The sequence below is a fragment of the Streptomyces sp. NPDC086023 genome (assembly GCF_044540325.1).
In the GTDB taxonomy this organism is placed as follows: domain Bacteria; phylum Actinomycetota; class Actinomycetes; order Streptomycetales; family Streptomycetaceae; genus Streptomyces.
The window spans coordinates 309,439-335,760 of sequence record NZ_JBITRX010000001.1 but is presented as its reverse complement, the minus strand read 5'-3'; the positions used below and the strand labels follow the sequence as shown (position 1 = coordinate 335,760).

At 73.0% G+C, this 26,322-nt stretch carries 22 protein-coding genes; 10 read left to right on the top strand and 12 right to left on the bottom strand.

The annotated features are described in order from the left end of the window. Positions 1 to 48: 48 nt before the first annotated feature. From ACIF6F_RS01515 to ACIF6F_RS01500, 4 genes are all read right to left on the bottom strand, one after another. The gene (locus ACIF6F_RS01515; protein ID WP_399939604.1) at positions 49 to 735 is read right to left on the bottom strand and encodes a hypothetical protein; all 687 of its coding nucleotides are present in this window, start codon (positions 733 to 735) and stop codon (positions 49 to 51) included. Beyond that, entirely contained in the window at positions 732 to 2,549 is a 1,818-nt protein-coding gene (locus tag ACIF6F_RS01510) for a phosphatidylglycerol lysyltransferase domain-containing protein (RefSeq protein ID WP_399939601.1), read from the bottom strand. Before ACIF6F_RS01510 ends, ACIF6F_RS01515 begins: the two co-directional genes overlap by 4 nt. Positions 2,550 to 2,653: 104 nt before the next feature. Further along, a complete protein-coding gene (gene cobT, locus ACIF6F_RS01505; protein WP_399939598.1) occupies positions 2,654 to 3,715 on the bottom strand; it encodes a nicotinate-nucleotide--dimethylbenzimidazole phosphoribosyltransferase in 1,062 nt (353 codons plus the stop codon). A gap of 62 nt (positions 3,716 to 3,777) precedes the next feature. Beyond that, complete coding sequence (locus tag ACIF6F_RS01500) at positions 3,778 to 4,989, bottom strand: bifunctional adenosylcobinamide kinase/adenosylcobinamide-phosphate guanylyltransferase (protein WP_399939596.1); 1,212 nt, start codon at positions 4,987 to 4,989, stop codon at positions 3,778 to 3,780. 105 nt (positions 4,990 to 5,094) lie between these two features. Here ACIF6F_RS01500 and ACIF6F_RS01495 point away from each other — a divergent pair, with 105 nt between their 5' ends. Further along, complete coding sequence (locus ACIF6F_RS01495) at positions 5,095 to 5,310, top strand: hypothetical protein (protein ID WP_399939593.1); 216 nt, start codon at positions 5,095 to 5,097, stop codon at positions 5,308 to 5,310. 52 nt (positions 5,311 to 5,362) lie between these two features. On the opposite strand, the gene ACIF6F_RS01490 is transcribed toward ACIF6F_RS01495, so the two are convergent. Beyond that, positions 5,363 to 6,118, bottom strand: a complete 756-nt coding sequence (locus tag ACIF6F_RS01490) for a class I SAM-dependent methyltransferase (protein ID WP_399940515.1) — start codon at positions 6,116 to 6,118, stop codon at positions 5,363 to 5,365. Between the two features lie 158 nt (positions 6,119 to 6,276). Continuing rightward, positions 6,277 to 6,888 (bottom strand): DUF3043 domain-containing protein, encoded by a 612-nt coding sequence (locus ACIF6F_RS01485; protein WP_399939590.1) that lies wholly within the window; start codon positions 6,886 to 6,888, stop codon positions 6,277 to 6,279. Between the two features lie 242 nt (positions 6,889 to 7,130). Between ACIF6F_RS01485 and ACIF6F_RS01480 the strand changes: the two genes are divergently transcribed. After that, positions 7,131 to 7,922, top strand: coding sequence for a PspA/IM30 family protein (locus tag ACIF6F_RS01480; protein ID WP_399939587.1), 792 nt, complete (start codon positions 7,131 to 7,133; stop codon positions 7,920 to 7,922). A 14-nt stretch (positions 7,923 to 7,936) separates the two neighbouring features. Then, positions 7,937 to 8,215, top strand: a complete 279-nt coding sequence (locus ACIF6F_RS01475; RefSeq protein ID WP_399939585.1) for a hypothetical protein — start codon at positions 7,937 to 7,939, stop codon at positions 8,213 to 8,215. A 39-nt stretch (positions 8,216 to 8,254) separates the two neighbouring features. Here ACIF6F_RS01475 and ACIF6F_RS01470 read toward each other — a convergent pair whose 3' ends face one another. Next, positions 8,255 to 9,016 carry a hypothetical protein gene (locus tag ACIF6F_RS01470; RefSeq protein WP_399939583.1) on the bottom strand — a complete coding sequence of 254 codons (762 nt, stop codon included), beginning with the start codon at positions 9,014 to 9,016 and terminating at the stop codon, positions 8,255 to 8,257. A 68-nt stretch (positions 9,017 to 9,084) separates the two neighbouring features. On the opposite strand from ACIF6F_RS01470, the gene ACIF6F_RS01465 reads away from it, so the two are divergent. Both ACIF6F_RS01465 and ACIF6F_RS01460 read left to right on the top strand, forming a co-directional pair. Continuing rightward, positions 9,085 to 9,885: an adenosylcobinamide-GDP ribazoletransferase gene (locus tag ACIF6F_RS01465; RefSeq protein ID WP_399939581.1), complete on the top strand. Its 801-nt coding sequence runs from the start codon at positions 9,085 to 9,087 to the stop codon at positions 9,883 to 9,885. A 272-nt stretch (positions 9,886 to 10,157) separates the two neighbouring features. Further along, the gene (locus ACIF6F_RS01460) at positions 10,158 to 10,583 is read left to right on the top strand and encodes a hypothetical protein (RefSeq protein ID WP_399939579.1); all 426 of its coding nucleotides are present in this window, start codon (positions 10,158 to 10,160) and stop codon (positions 10,581 to 10,583) included. Here the strand turns inward: ACIF6F_RS01460 and ACIF6F_RS01455 are convergent. From ACIF6F_RS01455 to ACIF6F_RS01435, 5 genes are all read right to left on the bottom strand, one after another. Further along, positions 10,550 to 11,350 (bottom strand): endo alpha-1,4 polygalactosaminidase, encoded by an 801-nt coding sequence (locus ACIF6F_RS01455; protein WP_399939576.1) that lies wholly within the window; start codon positions 11,348 to 11,350, stop codon positions 10,550 to 10,552. The two genes, ACIF6F_RS01460 and ACIF6F_RS01455, sit on opposite strands and share 34 nt — an antisense overlap. Continuing rightward, positions 11,347 to 11,994: a spherulation-specific family 4 protein gene (locus tag ACIF6F_RS01450; RefSeq protein ID WP_399939573.1), complete on the bottom strand. Its 648-nt coding sequence runs from the start codon at positions 11,992 to 11,994 to the stop codon at positions 11,347 to 11,349. Before ACIF6F_RS01450 ends, ACIF6F_RS01455 begins: the two co-directional genes overlap by 4 nt. An 18-nt stretch (positions 11,995 to 12,012) precedes the next feature. Further along, positions 12,013 to 13,551, bottom strand: coding sequence for a hypothetical protein (locus tag ACIF6F_RS01445; protein WP_399939571.1), 1,539 nt, complete (start codon positions 13,549 to 13,551; stop codon positions 12,013 to 12,015). Continuing rightward, positions 13,548 to 15,071, bottom strand: a complete 1,524-nt coding sequence (gene pelF / locus ACIF6F_RS01440) for a GT4 family glycosyltransferase PelF (RefSeq protein ID WP_399939569.1) — start codon at positions 15,069 to 15,071, stop codon at positions 13,548 to 13,550. The genes ACIF6F_RS01445 and pelF overlap by 4 nt, the downstream gene beginning before the upstream one ends. A 128-nt stretch (positions 15,072 to 15,199) precedes the next feature. Beyond that, entirely contained in the window at positions 15,200 to 17,227 is a 2,028-nt protein-coding gene (locus ACIF6F_RS01435) for a hypothetical protein (protein WP_399939566.1), read from the bottom strand. A 343-nt stretch (positions 17,228 to 17,570) separates the two neighbouring features. Here ACIF6F_RS01435 and ACIF6F_RS01430 point away from each other — a divergent pair, with 343 nt between their 5' ends. The 5 genes from ACIF6F_RS01430 to aceE all read left to right on the top strand — a co-directional run bounded on the left by ACIF6F_RS01430 (position 17,571) and on the right by aceE (position 26,303). Further along, positions 17,571 to 19,094, top strand: a complete 1,524-nt coding sequence (locus ACIF6F_RS01430) for a leucyl aminopeptidase (protein WP_399939563.1) — start codon at positions 17,571 to 17,573, stop codon at positions 19,092 to 19,094. A gap of 298 nt (positions 19,095 to 19,392) precedes the next feature. Then, complete coding sequence (gene lpdA / locus ACIF6F_RS01425) at positions 19,393 to 20,781, top strand: dihydrolipoyl dehydrogenase (RefSeq protein WP_399939560.1); 1,389 nt, start codon at positions 19,393 to 19,395, stop codon at positions 20,779 to 20,781. A 57-nt stretch (positions 20,782 to 20,838) separates the two neighbouring features. After that, positions 20,839 to 22,659: a 2-oxoglutarate dehydrogenase, E2 component, dihydrolipoamide succinyltransferase gene (gene sucB, locus ACIF6F_RS01420; RefSeq protein ID WP_399939559.1), complete on the top strand. Its 1,821-nt coding sequence runs from the start codon at positions 20,839 to 20,841 to the stop codon at positions 22,657 to 22,659. 121 nt (positions 22,660 to 22,780) lie between these two features. Next, positions 22,781 to 23,404: a GntR family transcriptional regulator gene (locus ACIF6F_RS01415; RefSeq protein ID WP_399940513.1), complete on the top strand. Its 624-nt coding sequence runs from the start codon at positions 22,781 to 22,783 to the stop codon at positions 23,402 to 23,404. A 214-nt stretch (positions 23,405 to 23,618) separates the two neighbouring features. Then, the gene (aceE, locus tag ACIF6F_RS01410) at positions 23,619 to 26,303 is read left to right on the top strand and encodes a pyruvate dehydrogenase (acetyl-transferring), homodimeric type (RefSeq protein ID WP_399939557.1); all 2,685 of its coding nucleotides are present in this window, start codon (positions 23,619 to 23,621) and stop codon (positions 26,301 to 26,303) included. The last annotated feature ends 19 nt before the right edge of the window (positions 26,304 to 26,322 follow it).

Here is a 26,322-nt window from a genome sequence, read left to right as displayed (position 1 = left end):
GGCGGGGGACGTCGCCGCGGCTGCGGAGGGGGGCGGGACCCGGCGGGGCTACGGGAGGGACGCGCGGGCGGCCGCCACGGCCGGCGGCACCGGGGGCGGGCCCCAGATCGCGACGCGGACGGCGATCAGGACCAGGACCGCCGTGATGGCGGCCAGATGCTCCTTGCCCGCCAGGTTGTTCTTGACCAGGATCTCGCCCACCATCAGCAGGATCACCAGGCCGCCCGTCACGTACGCCCGGTAGCGCCAGCAGACGAAGACCGCCAGGCCGACCACCGCCGCCGACGGGCCGGTGTCGTTGACCAGCTTGTCGGACGCCGGCAGGCCGAGCGGGTGGTCGGGGCCCAGGGCGATGCCGATCCGCGCGTACGTGGTGCCGGCGAGCGTGGCGACGTACCCGACCAGCAGCGTCCGCCACCAGCCGATGCAGATCTCCGCGATGCCGAAGACCAGCAGTATCTGCGCGAGCGCACCCCAGACCGGCAGGTCCAGGGCCGGCACGAAGAGCGAGAGCGGCGTCCGCAGCAGGGCGAGCCACAGCGGGTCGGTGGCGTGCACCGAGCCGAGGTTCTGGACGGGGCGGAAGCCCCACGGCTGGTTCTGGACGATCTGGAACACCGAGGTGAGGGCCACCGCGCCCAGGGTCATCGGAACGGCGCGCCACCCGCGGGTGACGAGGGCCTCCCGGACCGTCCGGTAGAGCGGCCCCCACTCGCGGCGGGCGAACTCCCTCAACGCTTGCTCTCCAGATGTCTGCGGTGAACCCACTTCGGAAGGCCCGGAGCTTCGAGGAAGCCCTCCGCACGGCCCGCCGCGATCCCGATCCGCAGCAGGTCGGAGCTCTTCTCGAAGAGCATGAACCGCGGTTCCCAGATGGGCCGGTACTTGGCGTTGGCCCGGTAGAGGGACTCGATCTGCCACCAGCGCGAGAAGAAGGAGAGCAGCGAGCGCCACAGGCGCAGCACCGGGCCCGCGCCCAGGCGTGAGCCGCGCTCGAAGACGGAGCGGAACATGGCGAAGTTGAGGGAGACCTGGGTGGTGCCGATCTCCCGGGAGCGCTGGAGGAGTTCGATGACCATGAACTCCATCAGGCCGTTCTCGGAGTCGCGGTCACGGCGCATCAGGTCGAGCGAGAGGCCCTTGGGGCCCCAGGGGACGAAGGACAGCAGGGCCCGCAGCTCGCCCTCGGCGTCGGTGCACTCCAGCATCACGCACTGGCCGTCGGCGGGGTCGCCCAGCCGGCCCAGCGCCATGGAGAAACCGCGCTCGGTCGCACCGTCGCGCCAGTCGTCGGCGCGGCGCAGCAGCTCGTCCATCTCGTCGGCCGGGATGTCGGCGTGCCGGCGGATGCGGACCTCGTAGCCGGCCCGCTTGACCCGGTTGTAGGCCTGCCGGACGGTGCGCATGGCGCGGCCTTCGAGGGTGAACTCGTCGGTCTCGACGATGGCCTCGTCGCCGAGTTCGAGGGCGTCCAGGCCGTGGCGCGCGTAGACCGTGCCGGCTTCCTCGCTCGCGCCCATGACGGCCGGCACCCAGCCGTGTTCGCGGGCCTCGGCCAGCCAGGGCTCGATGGCGCCCGGCCAGGCCTCGGGGTCGCCGATGGGGTCGCCGGAGGCGAGGGACACGCCGCCCACGACGCGGTAGGTGACGGCGGCCTTGCCGGTGGGCGACCAGATGACGCTCTTCTCGCGGCGCAGCGCGAAGTAGCCGAGGGAATCGCGGTCGCCCTGCCGGGCCAGCAGCGCGCGCAGCCGCTCCTCGTCGTCCTCGGTGAGGGGGTCGACCGCCCTGCGGGAGCGGAAGGCCGCGTACAGGACGGCCAGGAGCAGCAGGGTGGACATCACGTTGATGGCGACGTCGACCCAGCCGGGGGTGTTGATGCCGGGGTACGCGGAGTCGTCGGTGGCCAGCGTGACCAGGCGCATCACGCCGTACCGCCAGCGGTGCATGAACGAGGCCTCGGCGTGCTCGGGCGTCGCGTTGGTGGCGCCCACGAGCAGGGCGGCGGCCAGCGAGGTGACCAGCAGGCCCAGCACGGCGACGGCGGCGGCGAGCCTCGGGTTGGAGCGGTCGCCCTTGGCGTAGAACTCGCGGCGGCCCAGCAGCAGCGCGGCGACGAAGGCGGCGGTCAGGACGAGGGAGACCCAGTTCTGCGGGTGCGCCCGGAACTCCGGGAAGACGGCGCAGACGTACGCGAAGAGGGCCAGCAGCAGTCCGCTGAGCACCAGGTTGAGGATCCACGCCGCGCGCTTGCGGCGGCGCATGGTCACCGCGAGGAAGAGGGTGAACAGGCCGGAGGCGAAGCCCGCCGTCAGCATGTACGGGGTGAAGTAGTCCTCGGAGTTGTGCCGGCGGAGGTCGGCCCCGAGGGACACCCAGACCGCGCTGAGGAAGTTGACGAACGCGACGGTGCGGAGGTACCAGACGGCGAACGACGCGCTGCGGCGCGCCCGCTCACTGCTCGCGCCGGTGCCCGGGCCGGTGCTCCGGCCGGTGTCCCGGCTCTCCCCCCGGACCGAGTCCCCACCGGCGGTCTTCCGGTCGGTCATATCGGTAGCCAAACGGACTTCTCCCATGAAAAGCGATGATATGGGGCATCATCCTTCACATGAGAGCACGGGAACCGGCGTGGTCAGCGCCGGTTCCCCGCAGCTCAGTGCGTCTCCTCCACCTCACGCACGGGCAGCTCCGCAGCGAGTGCGGCGGCCGCCTGGACGAGGGGGAGCGCGAGCAACGCCCCGGTTCCTTCTCCTACTGTGACGCCGTGGTCGAGCAACGGGTTGAGTGCCATGCGGTCCAATGCCTTGCCCTGTCCCGGTTCGCCGCTCGCCTGGCCCGCCAGCCACCAGTCCGGGGCGCGGAACGCGGCCCGCTGGGCCACCAGGGCGCAGGCCGCGGAGACCACGCCGTCGAGGATCACCGGCGTACGGCGGACCGCGCACTGGAGCAGGAAGCCGGTCATGGCCGCGACGTCGGCGCCGCCGACCGCCGCGAGCAGCTCGATCTGGTCGCCCAGCACGGGCCGGGCCCGCCGCAGCGCGTCGCGGATCGCGGCGCACTTGCGCATCCAGGCCAGGTCGTCGATGGTCGCGCCACCGCGGCCGGTGACCACGGAGGCGTCCGTGCCGCACAGGGCCGCGATCAGGGTGGCGGCGACGGTGGTGCCGCCGACGCTCAGGTCGCCGAGGACCACGAGGTCGGTGCCGGCGTCGGCCTCCTCGTCGGCCAGGGCGATGCCCATGCGGAGCGCGGCCTCCGCCTCTTCGGCGGTGAGGGCGTTCTCCACGTCGATCCGTCCGCTGCCCCGGCGGACCCGGTGGCGCACGACCTCCTCGGGCAGCAGCTCCGGCTCGCAGTCCAGGCCCGCGTCGACGACCCGGACTCCGGCGCCGAGGCGGCGGGCGAGCACCGAGACGGGGCTCTCGCCGTCCAGCACCCTGCGGACCAGCTCGTGGGCCGAGCCGGCCGGGCGCGCGGAGACGCCGAGCGAGGCCACCCCGTGGTCGGCCGCGAAGAGCACGACCCGCGGGTGCTCGACCGGCTTGACCGGTACGGCGGCCTGCGCGGCGGCGAGCCACTCGGCGAGTTCGTCGAGCCGCCCCAGGGAGCCGGGCGGCACGGCCAGCCGTTCACGGCGTTCTTCGGCGTCACGCCGCACGCCCGCGTCGGGGCGCTCGATCAGATCGGAGAAGTCGTCGAGGTTCAGCCTGCTCATCTGCCGAACAGTACAGGCGGCCGGGCCCGCTCAGCGCCCCGCCCGGCGCCCTGTCGCGGCCGTCACCCGCGCAGGACCAGCGCCTGGCCCGCGACCACCAGCAGCACCTGCTCGCACTCGGCCGCCACCGCCGCGTTCAGGCGCCCCAGTTCGTCCCGGAACCGGCGGCCCGAGGCGGTGGCCGGGACGACGCCCGAGCCCACCTCGTTGCTGACCAGCACCACCTGACGGCCCGTCGCCCGGACCGCGGCGACCAGCTCCGCCACCCGCTCGCCGAGCGCCGCGCGGCCGCTCTCCGCCCAGGTGCCGTCGTCCCACGCGCCGACCCGGTCCATCGCGTCGGTGAGCCACAGGGCCAGGCAGTCGATCAGCAGCGGCGGGCCGTCGGCGGCCAGCAGCGGTGCGAGTTCGCAGGTCTCGGAGGTGCGCCAGGAGCCGGGGCGGCGGTCGCGGTGCAGGGTGATCCGGGCCGCCCAGTCGGGGTCGCCCTCGCGGGTGCCGCCGGTGGCGACGTACTCGATCGTCGGGAAGGACTCCAGGCGCCGCTCGGCCTCCACGGACTTGCCCGAGCGCGCCCCGCCCAGCACCAGCGTCCGGCGCGGCACGTCGGGGACCGCGTGGTACTCCCCCACCACGAGGGTCGTGCCGTCCGGCACCGCCCGGGCCCCGGCCGCCGCCAGCCGCCGGTCCAGCTCCGCGCCCGGCGGCACCTCGTGGCCGACGTGGACGGCGACGACGTCGGTGGCCGGCCCCACCGCACCCGCGGCCCGCAGCCGGGCCAGCGCGTCGGGGCGCCCCACCACGTCCATGGCGACCAGGTCGTACGCCCGGTCCCCGCGCCCGCCCGCTCCGCCGGCCCCGGCCGGGGATCCGCCGGGCGGCAGGTACAGCAGCCGCTCCCCGTCCGGGCCGGCCACCTCGTACCCCGTACCCGGCGAGTCCATCGGCACGGCCCGCACCCGGTGCCCGCTGATCACCGCCAGCTCGCGCCCGTCCGGCACCCGGACCGCGGTCGGCAGCCCGGGCGGCAGCTCCACGGCAGGCCCGTCGTGCGGATGGGTCAGCAGCACCTGCCGCACCCCGGAGAGCGAGTGCCCGGCACGGGCGGCGGCCAGCGCCGCCCCGGGGGTGAGGTCGAGCAGCAGCGCACCGTCCACGAGCAGCGCGGTGGCGGCCCGGGCCAGCGGGCCGACGGCGGCGGCGCAGGCGGCGCAGGGGCAGCCGGGGCGGGGCAGCCCGTCGGGCGCCCCGGTACCGAGGAGAGTCAGTTCCACGTGGATGATCCTCCCGCGTCCCCGCAACCCGTGCGCACCCGGCTACGCTGCGGGCAGGCTGGACTGCGTACAGCCGACGCGTACGGACGAGCATCGGAGGCGGGCATGGCGTGGACGTGGCGGTTCGAGGACGCGCAGGGCACGGAGACGGCCCCGGCGGTGGAGCCCGAGGAGTTCACCACGCAGGGGGACGCCGAGTCGTGGATCGGCGAGGTCTGGGAGAAACTGCTGGAGGGCGGGGCCGAGAAGGTCGCGCTCAGCGATGACAACGGGACCGAGCTGTACGTGATGTCCCTGCGCGAGGCGGCGGAAGCGTCGTAACGCCCGCACCGGCTGGGTGTGGCCCCACCGGGGGCGGCACCCAGCCGTCGGGTCACTGACCGCGGACCCCGCAGAGGTGCAGCAGCGCCGCCACCCCGCGGTAGGGGTCCACGCGTCCGGCGCGGTCCTCGGCGGCCAGCAGCCGCTCCAGCTCCTCCGCGGCCGGGAGTTCCACCTCGTTGCCGACCGTGTCCGTGAAGACCCGCACCCCGTACCAGGCGTGCAGCGGCGCGCCGATGCCGGACAGGGTGGAGGTGAGGGCGTCCAGCCGGTCGGCCCGTACGGGCAGGCCCAGCCGGTTCGTGTACGCGTCGGTGTCGAAGGCCGCCAGGGCTCCCGCCCAGTCGCCGCTCAGCCCCGGCCGCATGGCCAGCGCGTCGGCGTTGCGGACCAGCAGCGAGAGCAGGCCGCCGGGGGCCAGCATCCGGGCCAGTGCCGCCAGCATGGCGTCGGGCTCGGGGACGTACATCAGCACCCCGTGGCAGAGCACCACGTCGAAGCTGCCCGGCAGGAAGTGCGCGCCGGTCTCGCGGCCGTCGCCCTCCATGAAGCGGACCCGCTCCCGGATGCCGGCGGGCTCGCCGGCGAGGGCGTCTTTGGCCACCTGGAGCATGCCGGGGTCGGACTCGAGTCCGGTGACCTTGTGGCCGGCCCGGGCGAGCCGCAGGGCCTGGGTGCCCTGGCCCATGCCGACGTCGAGGATCCGCAGCCGCTGCCCGACCGGGTAGCGGGCGGTGATCTGCTCCTCGACCTGGCGCGCGACCAGCTCCTGGCGGACGGTGTTGCGCAGACCCTTGAGCCCGGCCAGCCAGGCGTCGGCGCCACCGCTGAAACCGGACGGGCGGACGGGCGGACGCGGAGCCGTGCCGACGGTCGCCGGAACCGTCGCCGGAGCCGCGGCCGGGGGGCCCGGCTGGGCCGGGACCGTGGTCCCGGCCGGTGCGGCTACCGCCTCGTCGGCCGTACTCAGGGCCGCTCTCCGCGCTTGACCTGCGGCTTCGGCAGGCGCAGGCGACGCATCTGGAGGGTGCGCATCAGGCCGTACGGGACCGCCCCGCGCTTCGGCTCGTCGGGGAAGCGCTGGTTCAGGGCCTTGCGGAGGCGGAAGACCAGGCCGATCGAGTCGACGATGATCAGCGCGATGACCGCGAGCCACAGCAGCAGCGCGACGTTCTGGATGGCCGGCTGACGGATCATGCTCAGCACCAGGATGATCACCGCCAGCGGCAGGAACATCTCGGCGACCGAGTAGCGGGAGTCCACGTAGTCGCGGACGAAGCGCCGCACGGGGCCCTTGTCGCGTGCGGGGAGGTAACGCTCGTCGCCGGAGGCGAGGGCTTCGCGCTGGCGCGACAGCTCCGCACGGCGACGCTCGCGTGCCCGCTTCGCGTCCTCCTTGCGGTTTCCGGTCGAGGCCACGACCGCCTTGCGCTGCGACTGGGCCACGGCGCGCTTGGGCGTCGGGCGGCCCTTGGGCGCCTGCGGGTCACGGGGCTGCTTGGAGAGGTCGTCGCTCACCTTGTCGGTGGCGGACGCCTTCTCATCCTTGGAGGAACGGCTACCAAACACAGAACCCAAGGGTACGGGGTGTGCGGCATGGACCCCACCTCGCCGGGGAACGATCCGGCAACGACGGGCGTCTACCCCGGTGCCGGGTCCTGGTGTCACCTACTCCTCAGGCCGGACGTCCGCCGAGCGCAGTCGTCCTGGAGGAGGAGCGCATCCGGGCTCGAACAGTGCGGTAATGGAGGCAGGGCCCGTACTGTGGGTGATGTCGGAGTCCTGGACCTGAAGTCGTCAGAAGGGGGCGCGCGAAGCCCATGAGCGGTGTCATGAAGCGTATGGGGATGATCTTCCGCGCGAAGGCGAACAAAGCCCTTGACCGGGCCGAGGACCCGCGCGAAACCCTCGACTACTCGTACCAGAAGCAGCTGGAGCTGCTCCAGAAGGTGCGCCGGGGCGTCGCGGACGTCGCGACCTCCCGCAAGCGCCTCGAACTCCAGCTCAACCAGCTCCAGGGGCAGTCCGCCAAGCTGGAGGACCAGGGCCGCAAGGCCCTCGCCCTGGGCCGCGAGGACCTGGCGCGCGAGGCGCTGTCCCGCCGCGCCTCCCTCCAGCAGCAGGTCTCCGACCTGGAAGTGCAGCACCAGACCCTGCAGGGCGAGGAGGAGAAGCTGACGCTTGCGGCGCAGCGCCTCCAGGCCAAGGTGGACGCCTTCCGCACGAAGAAGGAGACCATCAAGGCCACCTACACCGCGGCCCAGGCGCAGACCCGGATCGCGGAGTCCTTCTCCGGCATCTCCGAGGAGATGAGCGACGTCGGCCTGGCGATCCAGCGCGCCGAGGACCGCACCGCGCAGCTCCAGGCCCGCGCCGGCGCGATCGACGAGCTGCTGGCCTCGGGCGCGCTCGACGACCAGAGCGGACTGGGCGGCAAGGACGACATCCAGGCCGAACTCGACCGCCTCTCCGGCGGTACGGACGTGGAGCTCGAACTCCAGCGGATGAAGGCCGAGCTGGCGGGCGGCTCCGCGCCGAAGCCCGCCATCGAGGGCGGCGCCGCCGACCCGTCGCAGCAGTCGCACTCCCAGCACCGGTTCGACAAGCAGTAGGACAGGGGCCCGTCATGATTGTCCGCATCATGGGGGAAGGCCAGGTCAGGCTGGACGACAGCCATGTCGCCGAGCTGAACGGGCTGGACGACGAGCTGCTCGAAGAGATGGAGGGCGGCGACGAGGCAGGCTTCCGCCGGACCCTGTGCGCCCTGCTGGACAAGGTGCGGGAGCTGGGAACCCCGCTGCCGGACGACGCCCTGGAGCCGTCGGAGCTGATCCTGCCGTCGCCGGACTCGTCGCTGGACGAGGTGCGGCAGATGCTGAGCGACGACGGGCTGATCCCGGGCTGACGCCGCGGGGAGAGTACGTACGACGGCCCGGCCGGGCCCTCAGCCCGGCCGGGCCGTCTCCTTCTCCGGGGTGGGCGCCCCGCCGATCCAGTCCTGGACCTTGCGCCGGGGCACGGTCCAGCGCTTGTCGTGGCGGTACGCCCGCAGGCCCGCCCTCGCCCGCGCCTTCGGGCGCCTCGCGTAGAACTTCTTGGCGTACGGGGAGCCGGGCCGGGCCAGCCGGATCGCGCCGATCAGTGCCACGAACGGGATGAGGACGCCCAGCAGCGCGGTGCGCGGCTTGCCCTTCCAGAGGGCGACCAGGGCGAGGAAGAAGTTGGTCGCGGTGTTGATGACGACCACGCCCCGGTTCTGCCGCTCGTCGGCCGTCAGCTCGTTCACGCCGAACGGCAGGAAGCCGCCGAGGACCAGGGCCACGAGGGCGGCGGTCAGGACCACGATCTCCACGCTCTTGCGGCCCTGCTCGCTCCAGTAGACGTCGTCGAGGTGGAGGATCAGCGCGAACTCGTCGAGCACGAGCCCCGCGCCGAGGCCGAAGAGGACGGCGGAGAGCAGCGCCCCGAAGCTGTGGTGTGCGCTGCCGATGGCACCGAACCCGCCGATGATCACGAGGACCACGCCGGGCACGACGTGGTGGACGTGCATCCCGCCCGGGGTGACGTTGCGGAAGGGGCCCTTGCCGGCCCGGATCAACCGCGTGATCATCCGGGTCACCAGGAAGGACATCACGAAGGAAACCAGCGCGAGCAGCATGGGGAGCTTCCCCGGCTCGATGATGTTCCGGTACCACCAGTGACCCATACCACCAGCTCCCGATTCGGCCCTTATGAGGCAATTTACCTGTCGGGCCACCGGGTAGCGTTCGCGCGATGAGCCCTACACCGCCCGCCGGGCCCGCCACACTCGCCGACGGCGTGCGCTTCGCCTTCGGCACCCTCACCGTGCTGCCCGCCCGGCTCACCCGCTGGGACCGCCCGGCCGCCCGCGCCGGCATGCTCTGCGCACCGCTGGCGGGACTGGCGGTGGGGCTGCTCGCGGCGGCGCTGGGCTCGGGGCTGCTGCTCGCCGGGGCCGGGCCGCTGCTCGCCGCGGTGGCCACGGCCGCCGTGCCGGCGGCCCTGACGCGCGGACTGCACCTGGACGGGCTGGCCGACACCGCGGACGGGCTGGGCAGCGGGAAGCCGGCCGAGGACGCCCTGCGGATCATGAAGCAGTCCGACATCGGGCCGTTCGGCGTGATCACCCTGGTGCTGGTGCTGTTCGCGCAGGTCGCGGCGCTCGCGGAGCTGTACGGGCAGGGCTGGGCGCACGGTGCGCTCGCCGCCGTGGCGGCCGCCGCGGCCGCCCGGCTCGCCCTCACCCTCGCGTCACGGGCGGGGGTGCCGCCGGCCCGGCCGGAGGGGCTGGGCGCCGCCGTCGCCGGGGTGGTCCCGCGGGGGGCTGCCCTGGCCGTGGTGGCCGTCGTCGCGCCGGCCTGTGCCGCCGCGGCGCTGCCGCTCGGTCCGGCCGCGGCGGTACGGCAGCTCGTCGCGGTCCTGGCCGCGCTGGCCGCGTCCGAACTGCTGCTGCGCCGCTGTGTCTCCCGCTTCGGCGGGGTCACCGGTGACGTGTTCGGCGCCCTGGCCGAAGCCGCCGCCACCACCGCTCTCGTGGTCCTGACCCTGGGCTGACCGGCGCGTCGCCGTCTTCCGCGGCCGCCGCGGCGGGCACCCCGGCTTCGGGAGCCGGAACGGCAGGGGCCGCGGCCGCCGGAGCCGGAGCGGCGGGAACCCCGTCCCCCGGAGCCAAACCGGCAGGCGCCCCCGGCCGGGACCGGGTCCTCCCAGTAGTCCCGGCCGCCGAAGCGCAGTACCTCGTCCACCCGGTCGCGCTCCGGCGAGCCCTTCGGCACGACCTTCGCGATCCGGCACTCCAGGGCGGTCGCCCGCGCGGCCCGCCCGGGGTGGTCCACGGGGTCTGCCCGCAGGCAGAGCCGCAGGTACGAGACCAGCAGGCCGGGATCGTCCGCGGCGAGTTCGAGCCCCTTGCGGTACGCCAGCTCCGCCTCGGCGTCGTGGCCGCCCTCGCGTTCGTCCTCGGCCGCGTGGGCCAGGCCCAGCCAGCGGTAGAGCACGGGGTCGGGCCCCCGCTCGGCGAGTCCCGAGCCGGCCGTGCGCCGTACGTCCTCGAAGGCGCCCGCCGCGAAGAGGACGGCGCAGCGCGCGGCGTGGTCGTGGTCCTGTTCCTGCACCTGCACCTGCTGCACCTGTCGTGTCACGTTTCCCACCGGGTGGCCGAGCGTGCGAACACTGTCCGGTCGGCCGTCCGGCCAGTCAACGCCGTACAGGTCACGATTCAGCAGGTCCGGCGCCAGGCGTCGAGCTCGTAGCGCTTCAGCAGGGAGCTGAGGCCGAGGGCGCGGGAGCGGGCGCAGAAGCGGTCCACGGGGAGTTCGTACTCGGCGTGGAAGACGGCCTTGCCGGCCTTCACGAAGGGGGTCAGGCGCTCGCACTCGGAGTATTCGGCGCACTGCTCGTTCACCGCGAAGTCGAAGTCGCCGACCAGCTCGGGGATCTGGTCCAGGTCGTTCTTCAGGCCCACGGCCAGGCCCCGCTCGTGGGCGAGCCGGGCGATCAGGCGGTTGAAGCGGAGCTGGTCGGCGGCGGTCAGGGGGAAGCCCGTGCGGTTGCGGTAGCCGTCGGTGTTGTCGGGCTCCACGGCGTCGAAGCCCTTGTCGCGGCACATGTCGAGCCGCTCGGCCAGCAGCGGTTCCAGCCGGGCGGTGGCCCGGATGTCGAGCCACCGCTCGCCCTCCCAGCCGTTGCCCTCGCCGAGCAGCTCCTTCGGGAAGTCGCCGGCGTCGGGCCGGAACTCCTCCCAGGCGCCGGCCGACAGGTAGCAGACCGCCTTGCGGCCCTTCCGGTGCAGGGCCGCCACCTCGGCGGCCGTGGTCGTGAAGCCGTCCACGTCGTAGACCTCCGCGTCGACGGAGAGGTCGAGGCGGCCGCTGAGCTGCCACTGCCAGGTGAGCCCGGGGCGGGGCCGCCACCGTTCTCCGGTCGCCTCCGCGGAACCGCCGCGCGCGGCGGGCGGCGGGGACGGGGTGCAGGCGACGGCCAGCAGCAGCGGCACGACGGCCCAGAGGAGGCGCCTCATCCGGCCGCTCCGAGCCCCTGCGGCAGCCCGGCCCAGGGGTGGGCTCCCGCACCCGGCACCGCGCAGTGCACGGCCGCCCCGCGGCGGCGGGCCAGTTCGGCGGCCGGGGCGCCCGGCGGCACCCCGTACACCAGGTGGCAGAACCGCTCGGGCGGGTGCGCGCCGGTCCACTCCGGCACCTCGACGGCCTGGTAGGCGTCCCAGGGTCCCTCGAACGTCACCAGTACGTCGGCGAGTTCGGCGTACCCGGGGTGCGGGTGGGCGCCGTGGTTGAGGACCAGGGTGTGCGCGCCGGCGGCCCGGGCGGCGACCGACAGCCGCCGGTAGTGGGGCAGGAACTCCCCCTCGGCGGCGGCCTGGTCGAGGAAGGCGCCGTCGGCCCCGTACCAGTCGCGGTAGCGCAGCAGGTCCTGGACGACGGCCCCGTGGCGGCGCCTGCCGTAGTCGGTGTCGACGTAGCCGAGGACCGGCACGCCCGCGTCCTTGAGCCGGTGGCAGACGGCCAGGAACCTTTCGTCGGCGCCCGTGCCCGGCCCGCTGGCCGGGTTGAGCACGACGGCGCGCAGCAGGTCGGCGGCGCGGATCAGGGCCTCCCAGTCCTCGGGCCGGTCGGCGGGGTGCTCGTAGAGCGGCACCAGCAGCATGTCGTCCTTCCGGATCTTCTATCGGTGGGCGGTGGCCCGGCTCAGCAGTACGCAGACCAGCACGGCCAGCACCGCCGCCGCGGCCCCCGCCACCGCGAGCTGCACCAGCCGGGGCTGCCCCGCGCCGGTCAGCAGGGCCACGCTCTGGGCGGCGGCCGCCGCCCCGCACACCCCGGCAGCCGCCCGCACCGCGCCGAAGGACTGCAGCAGCAGCCCGGTCCACATCACGGCGCCGAGCAGCAGCAGGGTGGCCAGCCGGGGCACGTCGAGACCCGGCGCCCCGGGCCACAGCAGCGTCCCCGCGACCCCCAGCACGAGCAGCACGGCGAGGTAGGCGGAGAGGCACTCGGCCAGGGTCACGAGCATCGCCCGCCAGAAGGCGCCCGGCGTCCCCGCCGCCCGCAGCCCGGCCAGGCTCCCGCTGCGGAACCGGTGCAGCAGCCACTCGGCCGGGCCCATGCTGAGGGTGAGCGCCACCGCGGAGGGCGCGGCGACCGCTTCGGCCGGGCCTCCGGCCAGCACCTCGCCCAGCGCCGCGTACAGCACCAGCAGCCCGGTGCCCAGGCCGAACACCCCGAAGGGCACCGAGTCCGCGAGCCGCGGCCCCCGGGGCACCCGGTCCTCCTCCGCGCCCCGCAGCATCCGCCAGTGCACGGGATCGCGCTCGGCCCGGGCGGCCGCCCACCCCCGGATCCGGGACCGGAGCGCCCGTACCCCCTCCGCGACCGGCAGTTCCCGGACGGCCAGCGCACAGGCGGCGGCCAGCGACGCGGCCAGCAGCCCGACCCGGACGGGGGCCGGCATGCCCACGGCCAGGGCCACCACCGAGCCGGCGGCCATCGGGAGCAGGGCGTAGAGCAGCACCCGCTCCCGGCCGAGCACCAGCAGCACGGTCGCGGCGCCGACGTACACGGCCTGGCCGGCGGCGAAGGCCACGCAGAAGGCGGGCCCGGGCACGGCGACCGCGGCGGCGGTGCCCAGCAGCGCCCCGACGGGTGCGCCCACCAGCAGCGTGCGCCCGGCGGCGGCGCGGTCGCCCAGGCCGAGCCAGGAGTACGCGCGGTGCGACAGGGTCTGGTCCCACACCCAGCCGATCAGCGCCCCGGCGAGCAGCGTGAGGGTGCCGGCGGGCAGTCCGAGCCGGTCCGGCGGGCCTTCGAGCAGCGGGGCGCCCAGCAGGTAGGCGAGGCCGGGCAGGGCGAAGACGATGCCCCGGAGCAGGCAGGCCGTCAGGGAGACCCGCCAGGGGTCGGGGGCCGTGCCGTCCGGCTCGTCGAACTTCCGCGGCACCCGCGCGTACAGGTCCTCGGCGAGGGCGAAGGAGTCCTGCCGCCCGTAGGAGAGCCGGATGTGTTCGTCCGTCATCCCGTCCGACTCCAGCAGGGCGGCGATCTCGTCCGGGTGGACGGCGGCGGCGATGTGCGCGGACAGCCGCTCGGCCAGTTCGTCCATGGGGTCGTCCGCTGCCGGTCCCGAACGGCGCGGGCGGGGGATCGTCAGCGCCAGGGTGTCGTCGCCCGCGCGGGCTCCCGGCGTCAGCCACAGCGGTCCGCTCACCACAGGCTCCCGTCCGCCGCGAGCTCGCGGTACCAGGGGTCGGCGGCGCGGGGCGACCAGTCGCCGGCCAGGTCGGCGTGCAGGTGCGGCACGGGCGGTGCGGCCAGTTCGCGGTAGATGTGGCGGAAGCCGTCCACCGACTGGTGCAGGGTGAACTTCTCGACGACGCGGCGGCGGGAGGCGCGGCCGAGTTCGGCGCGGCGGGCGTCGTCGCGCAGCAGGGCCAGGGTCGCCCGGGCCATCAGCTCCGGTTCGCGGGGCGGCACGACCAGGCCCGTGTCTCCGACGGCCTCGCGGACCCCGCCGACGTCGGTGGAGACGGTGGTCCGGCCGCAGGACATGGCCTCGATGATGCTGAAGGGGAAACCCTCGCTGATGCTGGAGAGCATCACGACGCTGCCGGCCGCGTAGGCCTTGGCGACCTCGCTGATCCGGCCCTCGTAGCTGATGCCGTCGCTGACGCCGAGCTGGGCGGCGACCTTCTCCAGGTGCAGCTGGTAGTCCTCGCCGCCGGCCGGGACCGGGCCGAAGAGGCGCAGGCGGAGCGCGGGGAGTTCGGCGCGCATCAGGGCGTAGGCGCGGATCAGGGTCTCCAGGTCCTTGATGGGGTCGATCCGGCCGCACCAGCTGAGGGTGGGGACCTCGGGCTCCGGTCCGGCCTCGGGGAAGCGGTGCGGGTCGACGCCGTTGTAGACGGTGCGGATGCGGTCGGCGGGGGCGCCGCCGCGCTCCTCCCAGCGGCGGTTGTACTGGTTGCACGGGGTGATCAGGTCGGCCTGGCGGTAGCCCTCGGAGTTCAGCTCGCGGTAGAAGCCGAGCATCAGGGCCTTGACCGGGTAGCGCTGGGCCTGGCTGCGGTAGCCGAGGTAGCGCTCGCGCAGGTAGATGCCGTGTTCGGTGAGGAGGAAGGGGACGCCGTCCAGCCGCTGGGCGGCGAGGGCGGGGAGGGTGGCCAGGCCGCTGCTGACGGCGTGCGCGACGCAGTCGTCCGGGATGCGCACGGCCAGCGGGCGCAGGGCGTGTTCCAGCAGGTCGTTGGCCGTGAGGGCGTCGTGGAGGGTGGGGCGGGAGCCGGACACGGGCAGGTCGGGGCGGGTCCAGACGGCCATCAGGGTGCGCAGGACGGATTCCGAGCGCAGCGCGGTGGAGAGGCGTCCGGTGCGGGCGAGCGCGGCGAGTTCGTAGAGGGCGGCGGAGAACTCGTCCGGGGCGGGCGGGCCCAGGAGGGAGAGGACGAAACGTTCGTACGTCTCGGCGAAGCGGCGGTGGACGCGGCCGCGCAGGACGGTGCGCGCCGAGCGGCCGGGCGCGGGTCCCCAGAGGGGGACGGCCGTGTGCCGGTAGACGTTGCGCGGCAGTTCCCAGGTGACGGGTTCGCGGCCGGTGCCGGTGAGGGCGACGACGTTGAAGTCGACCTCCGGCATGCCGCGGACCAGCTGGTCACACCAGGTGCTGACGCCGCCGTGGACGTGCGGGTACGTGCCTTCGGTGAGCATGGTGACGTGGCGCCCATGGCTCATGCGGTTGGTCCCCCCAGGACTCGAAGGCGCCGGCGCCCCGGATGCGGGTGCGCCGGCGAGGTGGTGCGGTGGGTGGTGGTGCGGTCGGTGGTGGTGCGTCGTACGGCGGCCGGTCTTGCCGGCGGGCCTCAGCTGGGCAGTTTGAGCGTGACCGTGGACTGCAGGAGCTCCGGCGCGGTCCACGCGGACCGGTTGCCGGCGTAGGCGGTTCCCCAGGCGCCCGTGCCGAGCAGCAGCTGCTTGCGGGTGCCCTCGGGAGCGGTGACCGGGGCGCTGACGCCGGAGGGCGCCTTGACGGTGACGGTGGTGCCGACGCGGTAGGCGGTGACCTTGCCGTCCGCGAGGGCCTTGTCCCAGGCGGCGCGGCGGCTGAACTCGGTGCCGGTGTCGCGCTGGCGCGGGTTGACCAGCGGGGTGTTGGCGGCGAACAGCCCCCGGTAGGTGGTCAGGATCTCGTCCAGCACGGGGTAGAGGATGCGGTCCTCGGCCAGGTTGGACTGGTGGACGTAGTGCGGCCGCGGGTCGTTGGCCAGGACGTGCCGCAGGGCGGTGCGGGCCTCCTGCGGGACGATGTGGTCGGCGTACCCGGTGGCGGTGTCCAGGGGCTCGGGCAGGCAGGTGGAGGCCGGGTTGGACTCGCAGATGCCGCTGCCGCCGTCGGCGGCGCTGGTGTAGATCCAGTTGTACTCGTCGGCCATCTCGGCGGCCGTGCCCGTGTTGTAGTACACGTTCATCGGGTGGCGCGGGACGGTCAGCGCGTTGCCGACGGCGCGCTGCTGTGGCTCGCGGGAGTTGTCGCTGGCGATCCAGCGGACCCCGTTGTCGGCGAGGGCGCCGGCCAGGTTGGGGTTGTCGACGGGCTGCTGCGGGAGCGTCTTCAGGCCCGAGTGCTCGCCGGTGACCAGCTCGGTGCGGTCGACGGAGATGCCCTTGCCCACCGCCCAGTTGTGGTTGTCCCGGATCTGCGCGGAGATCTCGGCGCGGCTCATCCACTGGGTGGTGCCGTCGGCGGCGGTGGCGCACTTCCACGGCACCACGGAGACGTCCTGGACGCAGCCGAGGAAGGGGTGCGTGAACGTGTGGTTGATCCAGCGGTACTTGGCCCGGTCGGCGACCAGCTGCGCGGCCATGGCGTCGGTGCCGCCGTTCTCCGCCTTCCACTCCTCCCCCGCACCGGCGTTGTAGACCATGTCGAGGGTGAAGCCGCGGGCCTGCTGCCACTGCGCCGCGTACAGGGCGTCGGCGGCCGTCATCCGGATCGTCGAGCCCTCGCTCTCGCCGCCCGCGCAGTCGTAGTCGCCGGGCGTGCAGTCGAGCTCCGTGTTCCACCGGGCGTCCGGCGCGAAGACGTCGTCGACGTGCACGGAGAGGTAGTTGCGGGACTGGCCGAGGTGCACGCCCTGGGTGAGCCAGTCGACGATGCCCCGGGCGAGCAGCCGGTACTGCCGCTGGTACTGGTTGTAGCCGAAGGTGACGACCAGTTCGCTGCGGCCGTCGTGGGTGTACTCGCCGACCAGCGAGGCCCGGCCGCCGCCGGCCACCGGCATGTCGACGTAACTGGTGTAGCCCGGGCGGGGCTTGCCGGCGAAACCGTAGCTCTCCGGAATGAGGCCGGAGTTGTCCTCGAAGGTCACCTGACCCGCGAGGTAGCCGAACGGGCCCGCGCGCCCGGCGTCGGTGAGCGCCGCCTGGACCCCGTCGAGCTGGCCGGAGTAGCCCCCGTTGTCGGTGTACTCCAGGCCCACGCCCGGGTGGGCCCAGGTGTACGCGTCGACCTGGCGGATGCCGTACGCCGCCTCGTAGGCGGTCAGCGCGGCCATCTCGGCGGAGCCCGCGCCGAACGGGTCCTCGTTCGGCAGGACGACGCCCTGGTACTTGGCGCGCGGCCGCCCGTCGACGGTGTCGGCGAGGAAGGCGGCGTCGATCACCGGGCGGCCGGGGCTGCCCAGCTCGACGGTCGTGTACGGCACCCCCGTGTCCCGCAGCTCGCTGGTCACGGCGTCGACCGCGCTGCCCCCGTCGTCCACCACCAGCACTTTCAGGTCGATCCGCGGTGTCACGGCGGCCGTGGCCGTGACCGCGGGCACTGCCATCGACACCAGGGCCGCCGCCACGCACACGGCAGCCGCCCGGTTCATCCGGTTCCTGTGGACCATCGTGGCCTTTCCCCCCGCAGCAGCCCCACCACCGGCCCTGACGGAGGCCGTACGGGTGAGGCTCTGTGGAAATCATGCAAAGGAACCTCGCGTCCCCTTGCGAGAGTGGGTCGAGTCTCGCGGACCTCATCAGTCCCGAGCGGCAAACCCGGAGCAGTGACCACAGATGGGTGAACCCGGCGACCTTCCGGTCGAACAACCTGACCAACGGCGGAGTGGCGTGCGGACGAGTGCGTACGCGTAGGCTCATTTCTGGCGGCGGACGGCCCGGAATACGATCGCCGAGCATGGCCGACCACCCCCTCGGCCCATACGACAAAAACGGAAGCGAGACCTCACCACCGTGACTGCTCTGACTCTCAGCACTGCCGGCGCGGCGACGCTGCGCGCCGACGCCCTCGTCATCGGCGTCGCGAAGGGCGCCAAGGGCCCCGTCGTCGCCCCGGGCGCCGAGGCCGTGGACAAGGCGTTCGACGGCAAGCTCGCCGCCGTTCTCGACGCCCTGGGCGCCGGCGGCGCCGAGGGCGAGGTCACCAAGCTCCCGGCTCCCGCCGGGCTCAAGGTCCCGGTCGTGATCGCCGTCGGCCTCGGCTCGGAGCCGGAGAAGAACGAGTCCTTCGACGAGGAGGCCCTGCGCCGCGCCGCCGGCGCCGCGGCCCGCGCGCTGCACGGTGCCAAGAAGGCCGCCTTCGCGCTGCCGCTGGAGGACGCCTCGGCCGTCACCGCCGTGGCGGAGGGCGCGCTGCTGGGTGCTTACGCCTTCACCGCGTACCAGGGCGGCGACAAGAAGGACGGCAAGAACGGCAAGCAGCCGCTCGCCGAGGTCGCCCTGCTCGGCGCCAAGCCGCGTGACAAGGAGCACAAGGCCGCGGTCGAGCGCGCCAAGATCGTCGCGACCGAGGTGAACATCGCCCGCGACCTGATCAACACCCCGCCGAACGACCTCACCCCCGAGGCCTTCGCCGCCGTCGCCCAGGCCACCGCCAAGGAGATCGGCCTGAAGGTCCAGGTGCTCGACGAGAAGGCCCTGACCAAGGGCGGCTACGGCGGCATCATGGGCGTCGGCAAGGGCTCCGAGAACCCGCCGCGCCTGGTGAAGATCTCCTACACCCACCCGAAGGCGGAGAAGTCCCTGGCCTTCGTCGGCAAGGGCATCACCTACGACTCGGGCGGCATCTCCCTGAAGCCGGCCGGCCACAACGAGACGATGAAGTGCGACATGTCCGGCGCCGCCGCCGTGTTCGCCGCCGTGGTCGCCGCCGCCAAGCTGGGCCTCCAGGTCAACGTGACCGGCTGGCTGGCGCTCGCCGAGAACATGCCCTCCGGCTCCGCCACCCGCCCCGGTGACGTCCTGCGCATGTACAGCGGCAAGACCGTCGAGGTCCTCAACACCGACGCCGAGGGCCGCCTGGTCCTGGGCGACGCGCTGACCCGCGCCTCCGAGGAGAACCCGGACGCGATCGTCGACGTGGCGACCCTGACCGGCGCCATGGTGCTGGCGCTGGGCGACCGCACCTTCGGCATCATGTCGAACGACGACGCCTTCCGTACCTCGATCCACGAGATCGCCGAGGAGGTCGGCGAGGCCTCCTGGCCGATGCCGCTCCCCGCCGACCTGCGCAAGACCATGGACTCCCCCACCGCGGACATCGCCAACATGGGCGTCCGCATGGGCGGCGGCCTGGTGGCCGGCCTCTTCCTCCAGGAGTTCGTGGGCGAGGGCATCACCTGGGCGCACCTCGACATCGCGGGCCCCGCCTTCCACGAGGGCGCCCCGTACGGCTACACCCCCAAGGGCGGCACCGGATCCGCGGTCCGCACCCTGGTCCGGCTGGCCGAGCGCACCGCCACCGGCGACCTGGGCTGACCGGGCCGTCCGGTTTGATCCGGTCCGTACGGCCCCCGACCGCCCTCGGTCCGGGGCCGTACGGCTGTGTTCACTCTCAACGAAATCCGCAGCCGCCTACGGGACGGTAACCCCCGCGGGCTGCATCACGGACTTGCCACACCCCGGGCCCGGCGTCCCGCGTTCCCTCGACAAATGCGAAGATGGGTTCTCGGCAGGACAGGGCCCCACCACAGGGGCCGAAGAAAAGCGGCCGAACACCAGCCGCCGCCCGGTCACAGGAGACCGGCGCCCGGCGCACATGCATGGAGGACGTGACGTGGCGAACGACGCCAGCACCGTTTTCGACCTAGTGATCCTCGGCGGTGGCAGTGGCGGTTACGCCGCGGCCCTGCGCGCCTCGCAGCTGGGTCTGGACGTTGCCCTGATCGAGAAGAACAAGCTCGGCGGCACCTGCCTGCACAACGGCTGCATCCCCACCAAGGCTCTGCTGCACGCGGGCGAGGTCGCGGACCAGGCCCGCGAGGCCGGCCAGTTCGGTGTCAAGACCTCCTTCGAGGGCATCGACATCGCCGGTGTCCACAAGTACAAGGACGAGGTCATCTCGGGCCTGTACAAGGGCCTGCAGGGTCTGGTCGCCTCCCGCAAGGTGACGTACATCGAGGGCGAGGGCCGCCTGTCCTCCCCGACGTCCGTCGACGTCAACGGCCAGCGCATCCAGGGCCGCCACGTCCTCCTGGCGACCGGCTCCGTGCCGCGCTCGCTGCCGGGCCTGGAGATCGACGGCAACCGCATCATTTCCTCGGACCACGCGCTCGTGCTGGACCGCGTCCCCGAGTCCGCGATCATCCTGGGCGGCGGCGTCATCGGCGTCGAGTTCGCCTCGGCGTGGAAGTCCTTCGGCACCGACGTCACCGTCATCGAGGGCCTGAAGCACCTCGTCCCGGTCGAGGACGAGAACAGCTCCAAGCTGCTGGAGCGCGCGTTCCGCAAGCGCGGCATCAAGTTCAACCTCGGCACCTTCTTCGAGAAGGCCGAGTACACCGAGAACGGCGTGCGCGTCACGCTGGCCGACGGCAAGACCTTCGAGGCCGAGGTGCTGCTGGTCGCCATCGGCCGCGGCCCGGTCTCCCAGGGCCTGGGCTACGAGGAGCAGGGCGTCGCGATGGACCGCGGCTACGTCCTGGTCGACGAGTACATGCAGACCAACGTGCCGACCATCTCGGCCGTCGGCGACCTCGTCCCGACCCTGCAGCTCGCGCACGTCGGCTTCGCCGAGGGCATCCTGGTCGCGGAGCGGCTGGCCGGCCTGAAGACCGTACCGATCGACTACGACGGCGTGCCGCGCGTCACGTACTGCCACCCCGAGGTCGCTTCCGTCGGCATCACCGAGGCCAAGGCCAAGGAGATCTACGGTGCGGACAAGGTCGTCGCCCTCAAGTACAACCTGGCGGGCAACGGCAAGAGCAAGATCCTGAAGACCGCGGGCGAGATCAAGCTCGTCCAGGTCAAGGACGGTGCCGTGGTCGGCGTCCACATGGTCGGTGACCGGATGGGCGAGCAGGTCGGCGAGGCCCAGCTGATCTACAACTGGGAGGCTCTGCCGGCCGAGGTCGCGCAGCTCATCCACGCGCACCCCACGCAGAACGAGGCTCTCGGCGAGGCCCACCTGGCGCTCGCGGGCAAGCCCCTGCACTCCCACGACTAATCACAGTCACCGGGCGCGACGACCACTTCCGCACATCCGTTAGGAGCAACTGAAACCATGGCGGTTTCCGTAACCCTTCCGGCGCTCGGCGAGAGCGTCACAGAGGGCACTGTCACCCGCTGGCTGAAGGCCGAGGGCGAGCGCGTCGAGGCCGACGAGCCGCTGCTCGAGGTGTCGACCGACAAGGTCGACACCGAGATCCCGGCCCCGGCTTCGGGCATCCTGGCCTCCATCAAGGTCGCCGAGGACGAGACCGTCGAGGTCGGCGCCGAGCTGGCCATCATCGACGACGGCACCGGCGCCCCTGCCGCTGCCCCGGCCCCGGCCGCCGCCGAGGCACCCGCCGAGGCGCCCGCCGCCGCTCCGGCCCCCGTGGCCGAGGCGCCGGCCGCCCCGGCCCCGGCCGCCGAGGCCCCTGCCGCGGCTCCCGCGGCGGGCGGTGCCACCGGCACCGACGTCGTGCTGCCCGCCCTGGGCGAGTCCGTCACCGAGGGCACCGTCACCCGCTGGCTGAAGCAGGTCGGCGAGTCCGTCGAGGCCGACGAGCCGCTGCTGGAGGTGTCGACCGACAAGGTCGACACCGAGATCCCGGCGCCGGTCTCCGGCACCCTGCTGGAGATCGTGGTCGGCGAGGACGAGACCGCCGAGGTCGGCGCCCGTCTCGCCGTCATCGGTGCCGCGGGTGCGGCTCCGGCCGCCGCCCCGGCCCCGGCCGCTCCGGCACCGGCCGCCGCCCCGGCCCCGGCTGCTCCGGCTCCGGCCGCGCCGGCCGCCCCCGTGGCCGCTCCGGCTCCGGTCCAGGCCGCCGCTCCGGTCGCGGCTCCGGCTCCGGCCGCTCCGGTCGCCGCCCCGGCTCCGGTCACCCCGGCCCCGGCCGCCGCTCCCTCCGGCGCAAGCACCGGCTCCACTGGAGCGGCTGCCGCCGCGCCCTCTGTTGCCGGCGACGAGGGCGCGTACGTGACCCCGCTGGTCCGCAAGCTGGCGTCGGAGTCCGGCGTCAACCTGTCGACCGTCACGGGCACCGGTGTCGGTGGCCGTATCCGCAAGCAGGACGTCATCGCCGCCGCGGAGGCCGCCAAGGCCGCCGCTCCGGCTCCGGCGGCTGCCGCCGCCCCGGCCGCCGCCGCCAAGGCCCCGGCCCTGGAGACGTCCCCGCTGCGCGGTCAGACGGTCAAGATGACCCGCATGCGCAAGGTCATCGGCGACAACATGATGAAGGCCCTGCACTCGCAGGCGCAGCTGACCTCCGTGGTCGAGGTGGACATCACCAAGATCATGAAGCTGCGCGGCAAGGCCAAGGACTCGTTCCTGGCCCGTGAGGGCGTCAAGCTCTCTCCGATGCCGTTCTTCGTCAAGGCCGCTGCCCAGGCGCTGAAGGCCCACCCGGTCATCAACGCCCGGATCAACGAGGACGAGGGCACGATCACCTACTTCGACTCGGAGAACATCGGCATCGCCGTCGACTCCGAGAAGGGCCTGATGACCCCGGTCATCAAGGGTGCGGGCGACCTCAACCTGGCCGGCATCTCGAAGGCGACCGCCGACCTGGCCGGCAAGGTCCGCGGCAACAAGATCACCCCGGACGAGCTGTCCGGCGCCACCTTCACGATCAGCAACACCGGCTCGCGCGGTGCGCTGTTCGACACGGTCATCGTGCCGCCGAACCAGGTCGCGATCCTGGGCATCGGCGCCACCGTCAAGCGTCCCGTGGTCATCAACCACCCGGACCTGGGCGAGACCATCGCCGTGCGCGACATGACCTACCTGTCGCTCTCCTACGACCACCGTCTGGTGGACGGCGCGGACGCCGCCCGCTACCTGACGGCCGTCAAGGCGATCCTGGAGGCCGGCGAGTTCGAGGTCGAGCTCGGCCTGTAACAGGGGACTTGTAACGAGCCTCACCGTCGGCGCCCCCGCCCGGAGCACATCCGGGCGGGGGCGCCGCCGTATTGTCTACGCACGAAGGCCCTGTCGACCCACAGGAGATGAATCCCAGATGATCACCCCACCCGTGGTGCACTCGCTGCGCGAGCAGATCCGCGAGCACATCGTGGAGGGGATCGTCAGCGGCCGCTGGAAGCCCGGCGAGCGCATCGTGGAGCGCCGGATCGCGGTCGAGCTGGAGGTCAGCCAGACCCCGGTGCGCGAGGCACTGCGCGAGCTGGAGACGCTGCGACTGATCGAGTCGGCGCCCAACAAGGGCGTCCGGGTGCGGAACCTCTCGGCAGCCGACCTGGAGGAGATCTACCCCGTCCGGGCCGGCCTGGAGCAGATCGCCGCGGAGCTGGCGGCCCCCACCCTGGCGACCGACACCTCGGCCCTGGAGCCGCACGTGGCCGCCCTGCGGGAGGCCGACCGGCTCTCGGACGGCACGGCCCAGGTGCGGCACACGGTGGCCTTCCACCGCGAGATGGTGCGGGCGGCCGGGAACAGCGTCCTGCTGCACACCTGGGAGAGCCTGGGCATCGAGGTGTTCACCGCGCTGTCGATCCGCTGGCTCGGCACCGTGCAGAAGTCGTACGCCGAGGAGCACGAGGCACTGGTCGAGGCCTTCCGCAGGAGGGACCCGGAGATCGGCGTACTGGTGAAGCACCACGTGCTCGGATGTGCACCCAGCGCCTGACTTGCCCCATTTTGAGTTGGCATTCCGTGCCCAAATTTACGGCACGGAGTGCCAACTTTTATGTAATGACCATTTTTTCGTCAGATTCCTTTGATCGATCATCGATCAGGGACTTACAGTCTTCGGCGGGCCACAACCAGGCCCGCGGCCCTGTCCTGCCAGTCAGGGAACAGTTCTTCACCCCCTCCCACGTACCGGAAGGCGGCGCACACCGATGTCCGACCCCGTAGGAAAGCTTCCGAGCGAGCTCGACCAGCTCCCGGACCGCGACACCGAAGAGACCGCCGAATGGGCGGCCTCCCTGGATGCCGTCGCCAAGGCCGCCGGTACGCACCGCGCCGAATACCTGATGCGCCGTACGCTCCAGCACGCCGAGGCCGCCGGGCTCGCCCTGCCGAAGCTCCTGGAGACGGACTACGTCAACACCATCCCCACCGCCGCGGAGCCCGACTTCCCCGGTGACCTGGAGATGGAGTCCCGCATCACCGCCTGGAACCGCTGGAACGCGGCCGCCATGGTGACCCGCGGCTCGAAGTACGGCGTCGGCGGCCACATCGCCACCTTCGCCTCCGCCGCCTGGCTCTACGAGACCGGCTTCCAGCACTTCTTCCGGGGCAAGGAGGCCGACGGCTCGGGCGACCAGCTGTACGTCCAGGGCCACGCCTCCCCCGGCGTCTACGCCCGCGCCTTCCTCGACGGGCGCATCAGCGAGCAGCAGCTCGACAACTTCCGGCAGGAGTCCAGCGGCAACGGCCTGCCCTCCTACCCGCACCCGCGCCGGCTCCCCTGGCTGTGGGAGTTCCCCACGGTCTCCATGGGCCTCGGCCCCCTCTCCGCGATCTACCAGGCGCGCTTCAACCGCTACCTGGAGAACCGGAAGATCAAGGACACCTCCAACTCGCACGTCTGGGCCTTCCTGGGCGACGGCGAGATGGACGAGCCCGAGTCGACCGCGGCCCTCGCGCTCGCGGCCCGCGAGGGCCTCGACAACCTGACCTTCGTCGTCAACTGCAACCTGCAGCGCCTCGACGGCCCGGTCCGCGCCAACTTCCGCGTGGTCCAGGAGCTGGAGGGTGCCTTCCGCGGTGCCGGCTGGAACGTCATCAAGACGCTCTGGGGCTCCGCCTGGGACGAGCTGTTCCAGCTCGACACCACGGGCGCGCTGGTCCGCCGCCTCCGCGAGGTGCCGGACGCGCAGTTCCAGACGTACGCGACCCGCGACGTGGCCTATATCCGCGAGCACTTCTTCGGCGTCAACCCGGCGCTGGTCCAGCTCGCCGCGGTGCTGACCGACGCGAAGATCGCCGAGTGCTTCCACACCTCGCGCGGCGGCCACGAGCCCCGCAAGGTCTACGCCGCGTACAAGGCCGCCCTGGAGTTCAAGGGCGCCCCGACCGTGATCCTGGCGCAGACGGTCAAGGGCTACACCCTGGGCCCCGGGTTCGAGTCGAAGAACGCGAACCACCAGATGAAGAAGCTGACCATCGACGAGTTCAAGGGCATGCGCGACCTGCTCGGACTCCCGATCCCGGACAGCGCCTTCGCCGACGGCCAGGTCCCCTACGGCCACCCGGGCGCCGACTCCCCCGAGGTCCGCTACCTCCAGGAGCGCCGCGCGGCGCTCGGCGGTCCGGCCCCGGCCCGCCGCGTGCACCAGGTGCCGCTGCCGCAGCCCGCGGACAAGTCGTACGCGCCGCTGCTCAAGGGCTCCGGCAAGCAGGAGATGGCCACCACCATGGCCTTCGTCCGCCTGGTCAAGGACCTGATGCGGGACAAGGAGACCGGCCGCCGCTGGGTGCCGATCGTCCCCGACGAGGCCCGCACCTTCGGCATGGAGTCCCTCTTCCCGTCCGCGGGCATCTACTCGCCGCTGGGCCAGACGTACGAGCCGGTCGACCGCGACCAGCTGATGTACTACAAGGAGGCCAAGGACGGCCAGATCCTCAACGAGGGGATCACCGAGGCCGGCGCCATGGCCGACTTCATCGCCGCCGCCACGTCGTACGCGACGCACGGCGAGACGATGATCCCGTTCTACATCTTCTACTCGATGTTCGGCTGGCAGCGGACCGGCGACCAGATGTGGCAGCTCGCCGACCAGCTCGGCAAGGGCTTCATCGTGGGCGCCACGGCCGGCCGTACGACGCTGACCGGCGAGGGCCTCCAGCACGCCGACGGCCACTCGCACCTGATCGCGGCCACCAACCCGGCCTCGCTCAACTACGACCCGGCCTTCGCGTACGAGATCGCGGTGATCGTCAAGGACGGTCTGGAGCGGATGTACGGGGAGAACCCCGAGGACGTCTTCTACTACCTGACGGTCTACAACGAGCCGAAGCCCCAGCCCGCGATGCCCGAGGGCGTCGAGGAGGGCATCGTCAAGGGCCTCTACCGCTTCAACACGGCGGCGGACCTCGGCGAGGCGGCCCCGGCCGCGGACGCCCCGAAGATCCAGCTGATGGCCTCGGGTACGGCCATCCACTGGATCCTGGAGGCCCAGAAGCTGCTGGCCGCCGACTGGAACGTGGCCGCCGACGTGTGGTCCGCCACCTCCTGGGGCGAGCTGCGCCGCGACGCGCTGGAGTGCGACGAGGCGCTGCTGCGCGGCGAGGAGCGCACCCCGTACGTGACCCGTGCGCTGGAAGGCGCCACCGGCCCGGTGCTGGCGGTCTCCGACTGGATGCGCCAGGTGCCGGACCAGATCAGCCAGTGGGTCCCGCAGGACTACACCTCGCTGGGCACGGACGGCTTCGGCCTCTCCGACACCCGTGAGGGCGCCCGCCGCCACTTCGGCGTCGACCCGCAGTCGATCGTGGTCGCCGCCCTGGCCCAGCTCGCCCGCCGCGGCGAGGTCCCGGCCTCGGCGGTCAAGGAGGCGCGGGAGCGCTACGGCCTGTAGGACGGCCCGCCCGTGAACG

Coding starts and splice junctions, on each gene's coding strand:
- ACIF6F_RS01510 (WP_399939601.1), bottom strand. CDS start 2,549: ATGACCGACCGGAAGACCGCCGGTGGGGACTCGGTCCGGGGGGAGAGC.
- cobT (WP_399939598.1), bottom strand. CDS start 3,715: ATGAGCAGGCTGAACCTCGACGACTTCTCCGATCTGATCGAGCGCCCC.
- ACIF6F_RS01495 (WP_399939593.1), top strand. CDS start 5,095: ATGGCGTGGACGTGGCGGTTCGAGGACGCGCAGGGCACGGAGACGGCC.
- ACIF6F_RS01480 (WP_399939587.1), top strand. CDS start 7,131: ATGAGCGGTGTCATGAAGCGTATGGGGATGATCTTCCGCGCGAAGGCG.
- ACIF6F_RS01475 (WP_399939585.1), top strand. CDS start 7,937: ATGATTGTCCGCATCATGGGGGAAGGCCAGGTCAGGCTGGACGACAGC.
- ACIF6F_RS01470 (WP_399939583.1), bottom strand. CDS start 9,016: ATGGGTCACTGGTGGTACCGGAACATCATCGAGCCGGGGAAGCTCCCC.
- ACIF6F_RS01465 (WP_399939581.1), top strand. CDS start 9,085: ATGAGCCCTACACCGCCCGCCGGGCCCGCCACACTCGCCGACGGCGTG.
- ACIF6F_RS01455 (WP_399939576.1), bottom strand. CDS start 11,350: ATGAGGCGCCTCCTCTGGGCCGTCGTGCCGCTGCTGCTGGCCGTCGCC.
- ACIF6F_RS01450 (WP_399939573.1), bottom strand. CDS start 11,994: ATGCTGCTGGTGCCGCTCTACGAGCACCCCGCCGACCGGCCCGAGGAC.
- pelF (WP_399939569.1), bottom strand. CDS start 15,071: ATGAGCCATGGGCGCCACGTCACCATGCTCACCGAAGGCACGTACCCG.
- ACIF6F_RS01435 (WP_399939566.1), bottom strand. CDS start 17,227: ATGGTCCACAGGAACCGGATGAACCGGGCGGCTGCCGTGTGCGTGGCG.
- sucB (WP_399939559.1), top strand. CDS start 20,839: ATGGCGGTTTCCGTAACCCTTCCGGCGCTCGGCGAGAGCGTCACAGAG.
- aceE (WP_399939557.1), top strand. CDS start 23,619: ATGTCCGACCCCGTAGGAAAGCTTCCGAGCGAGCTCGACCAGCTCCCG.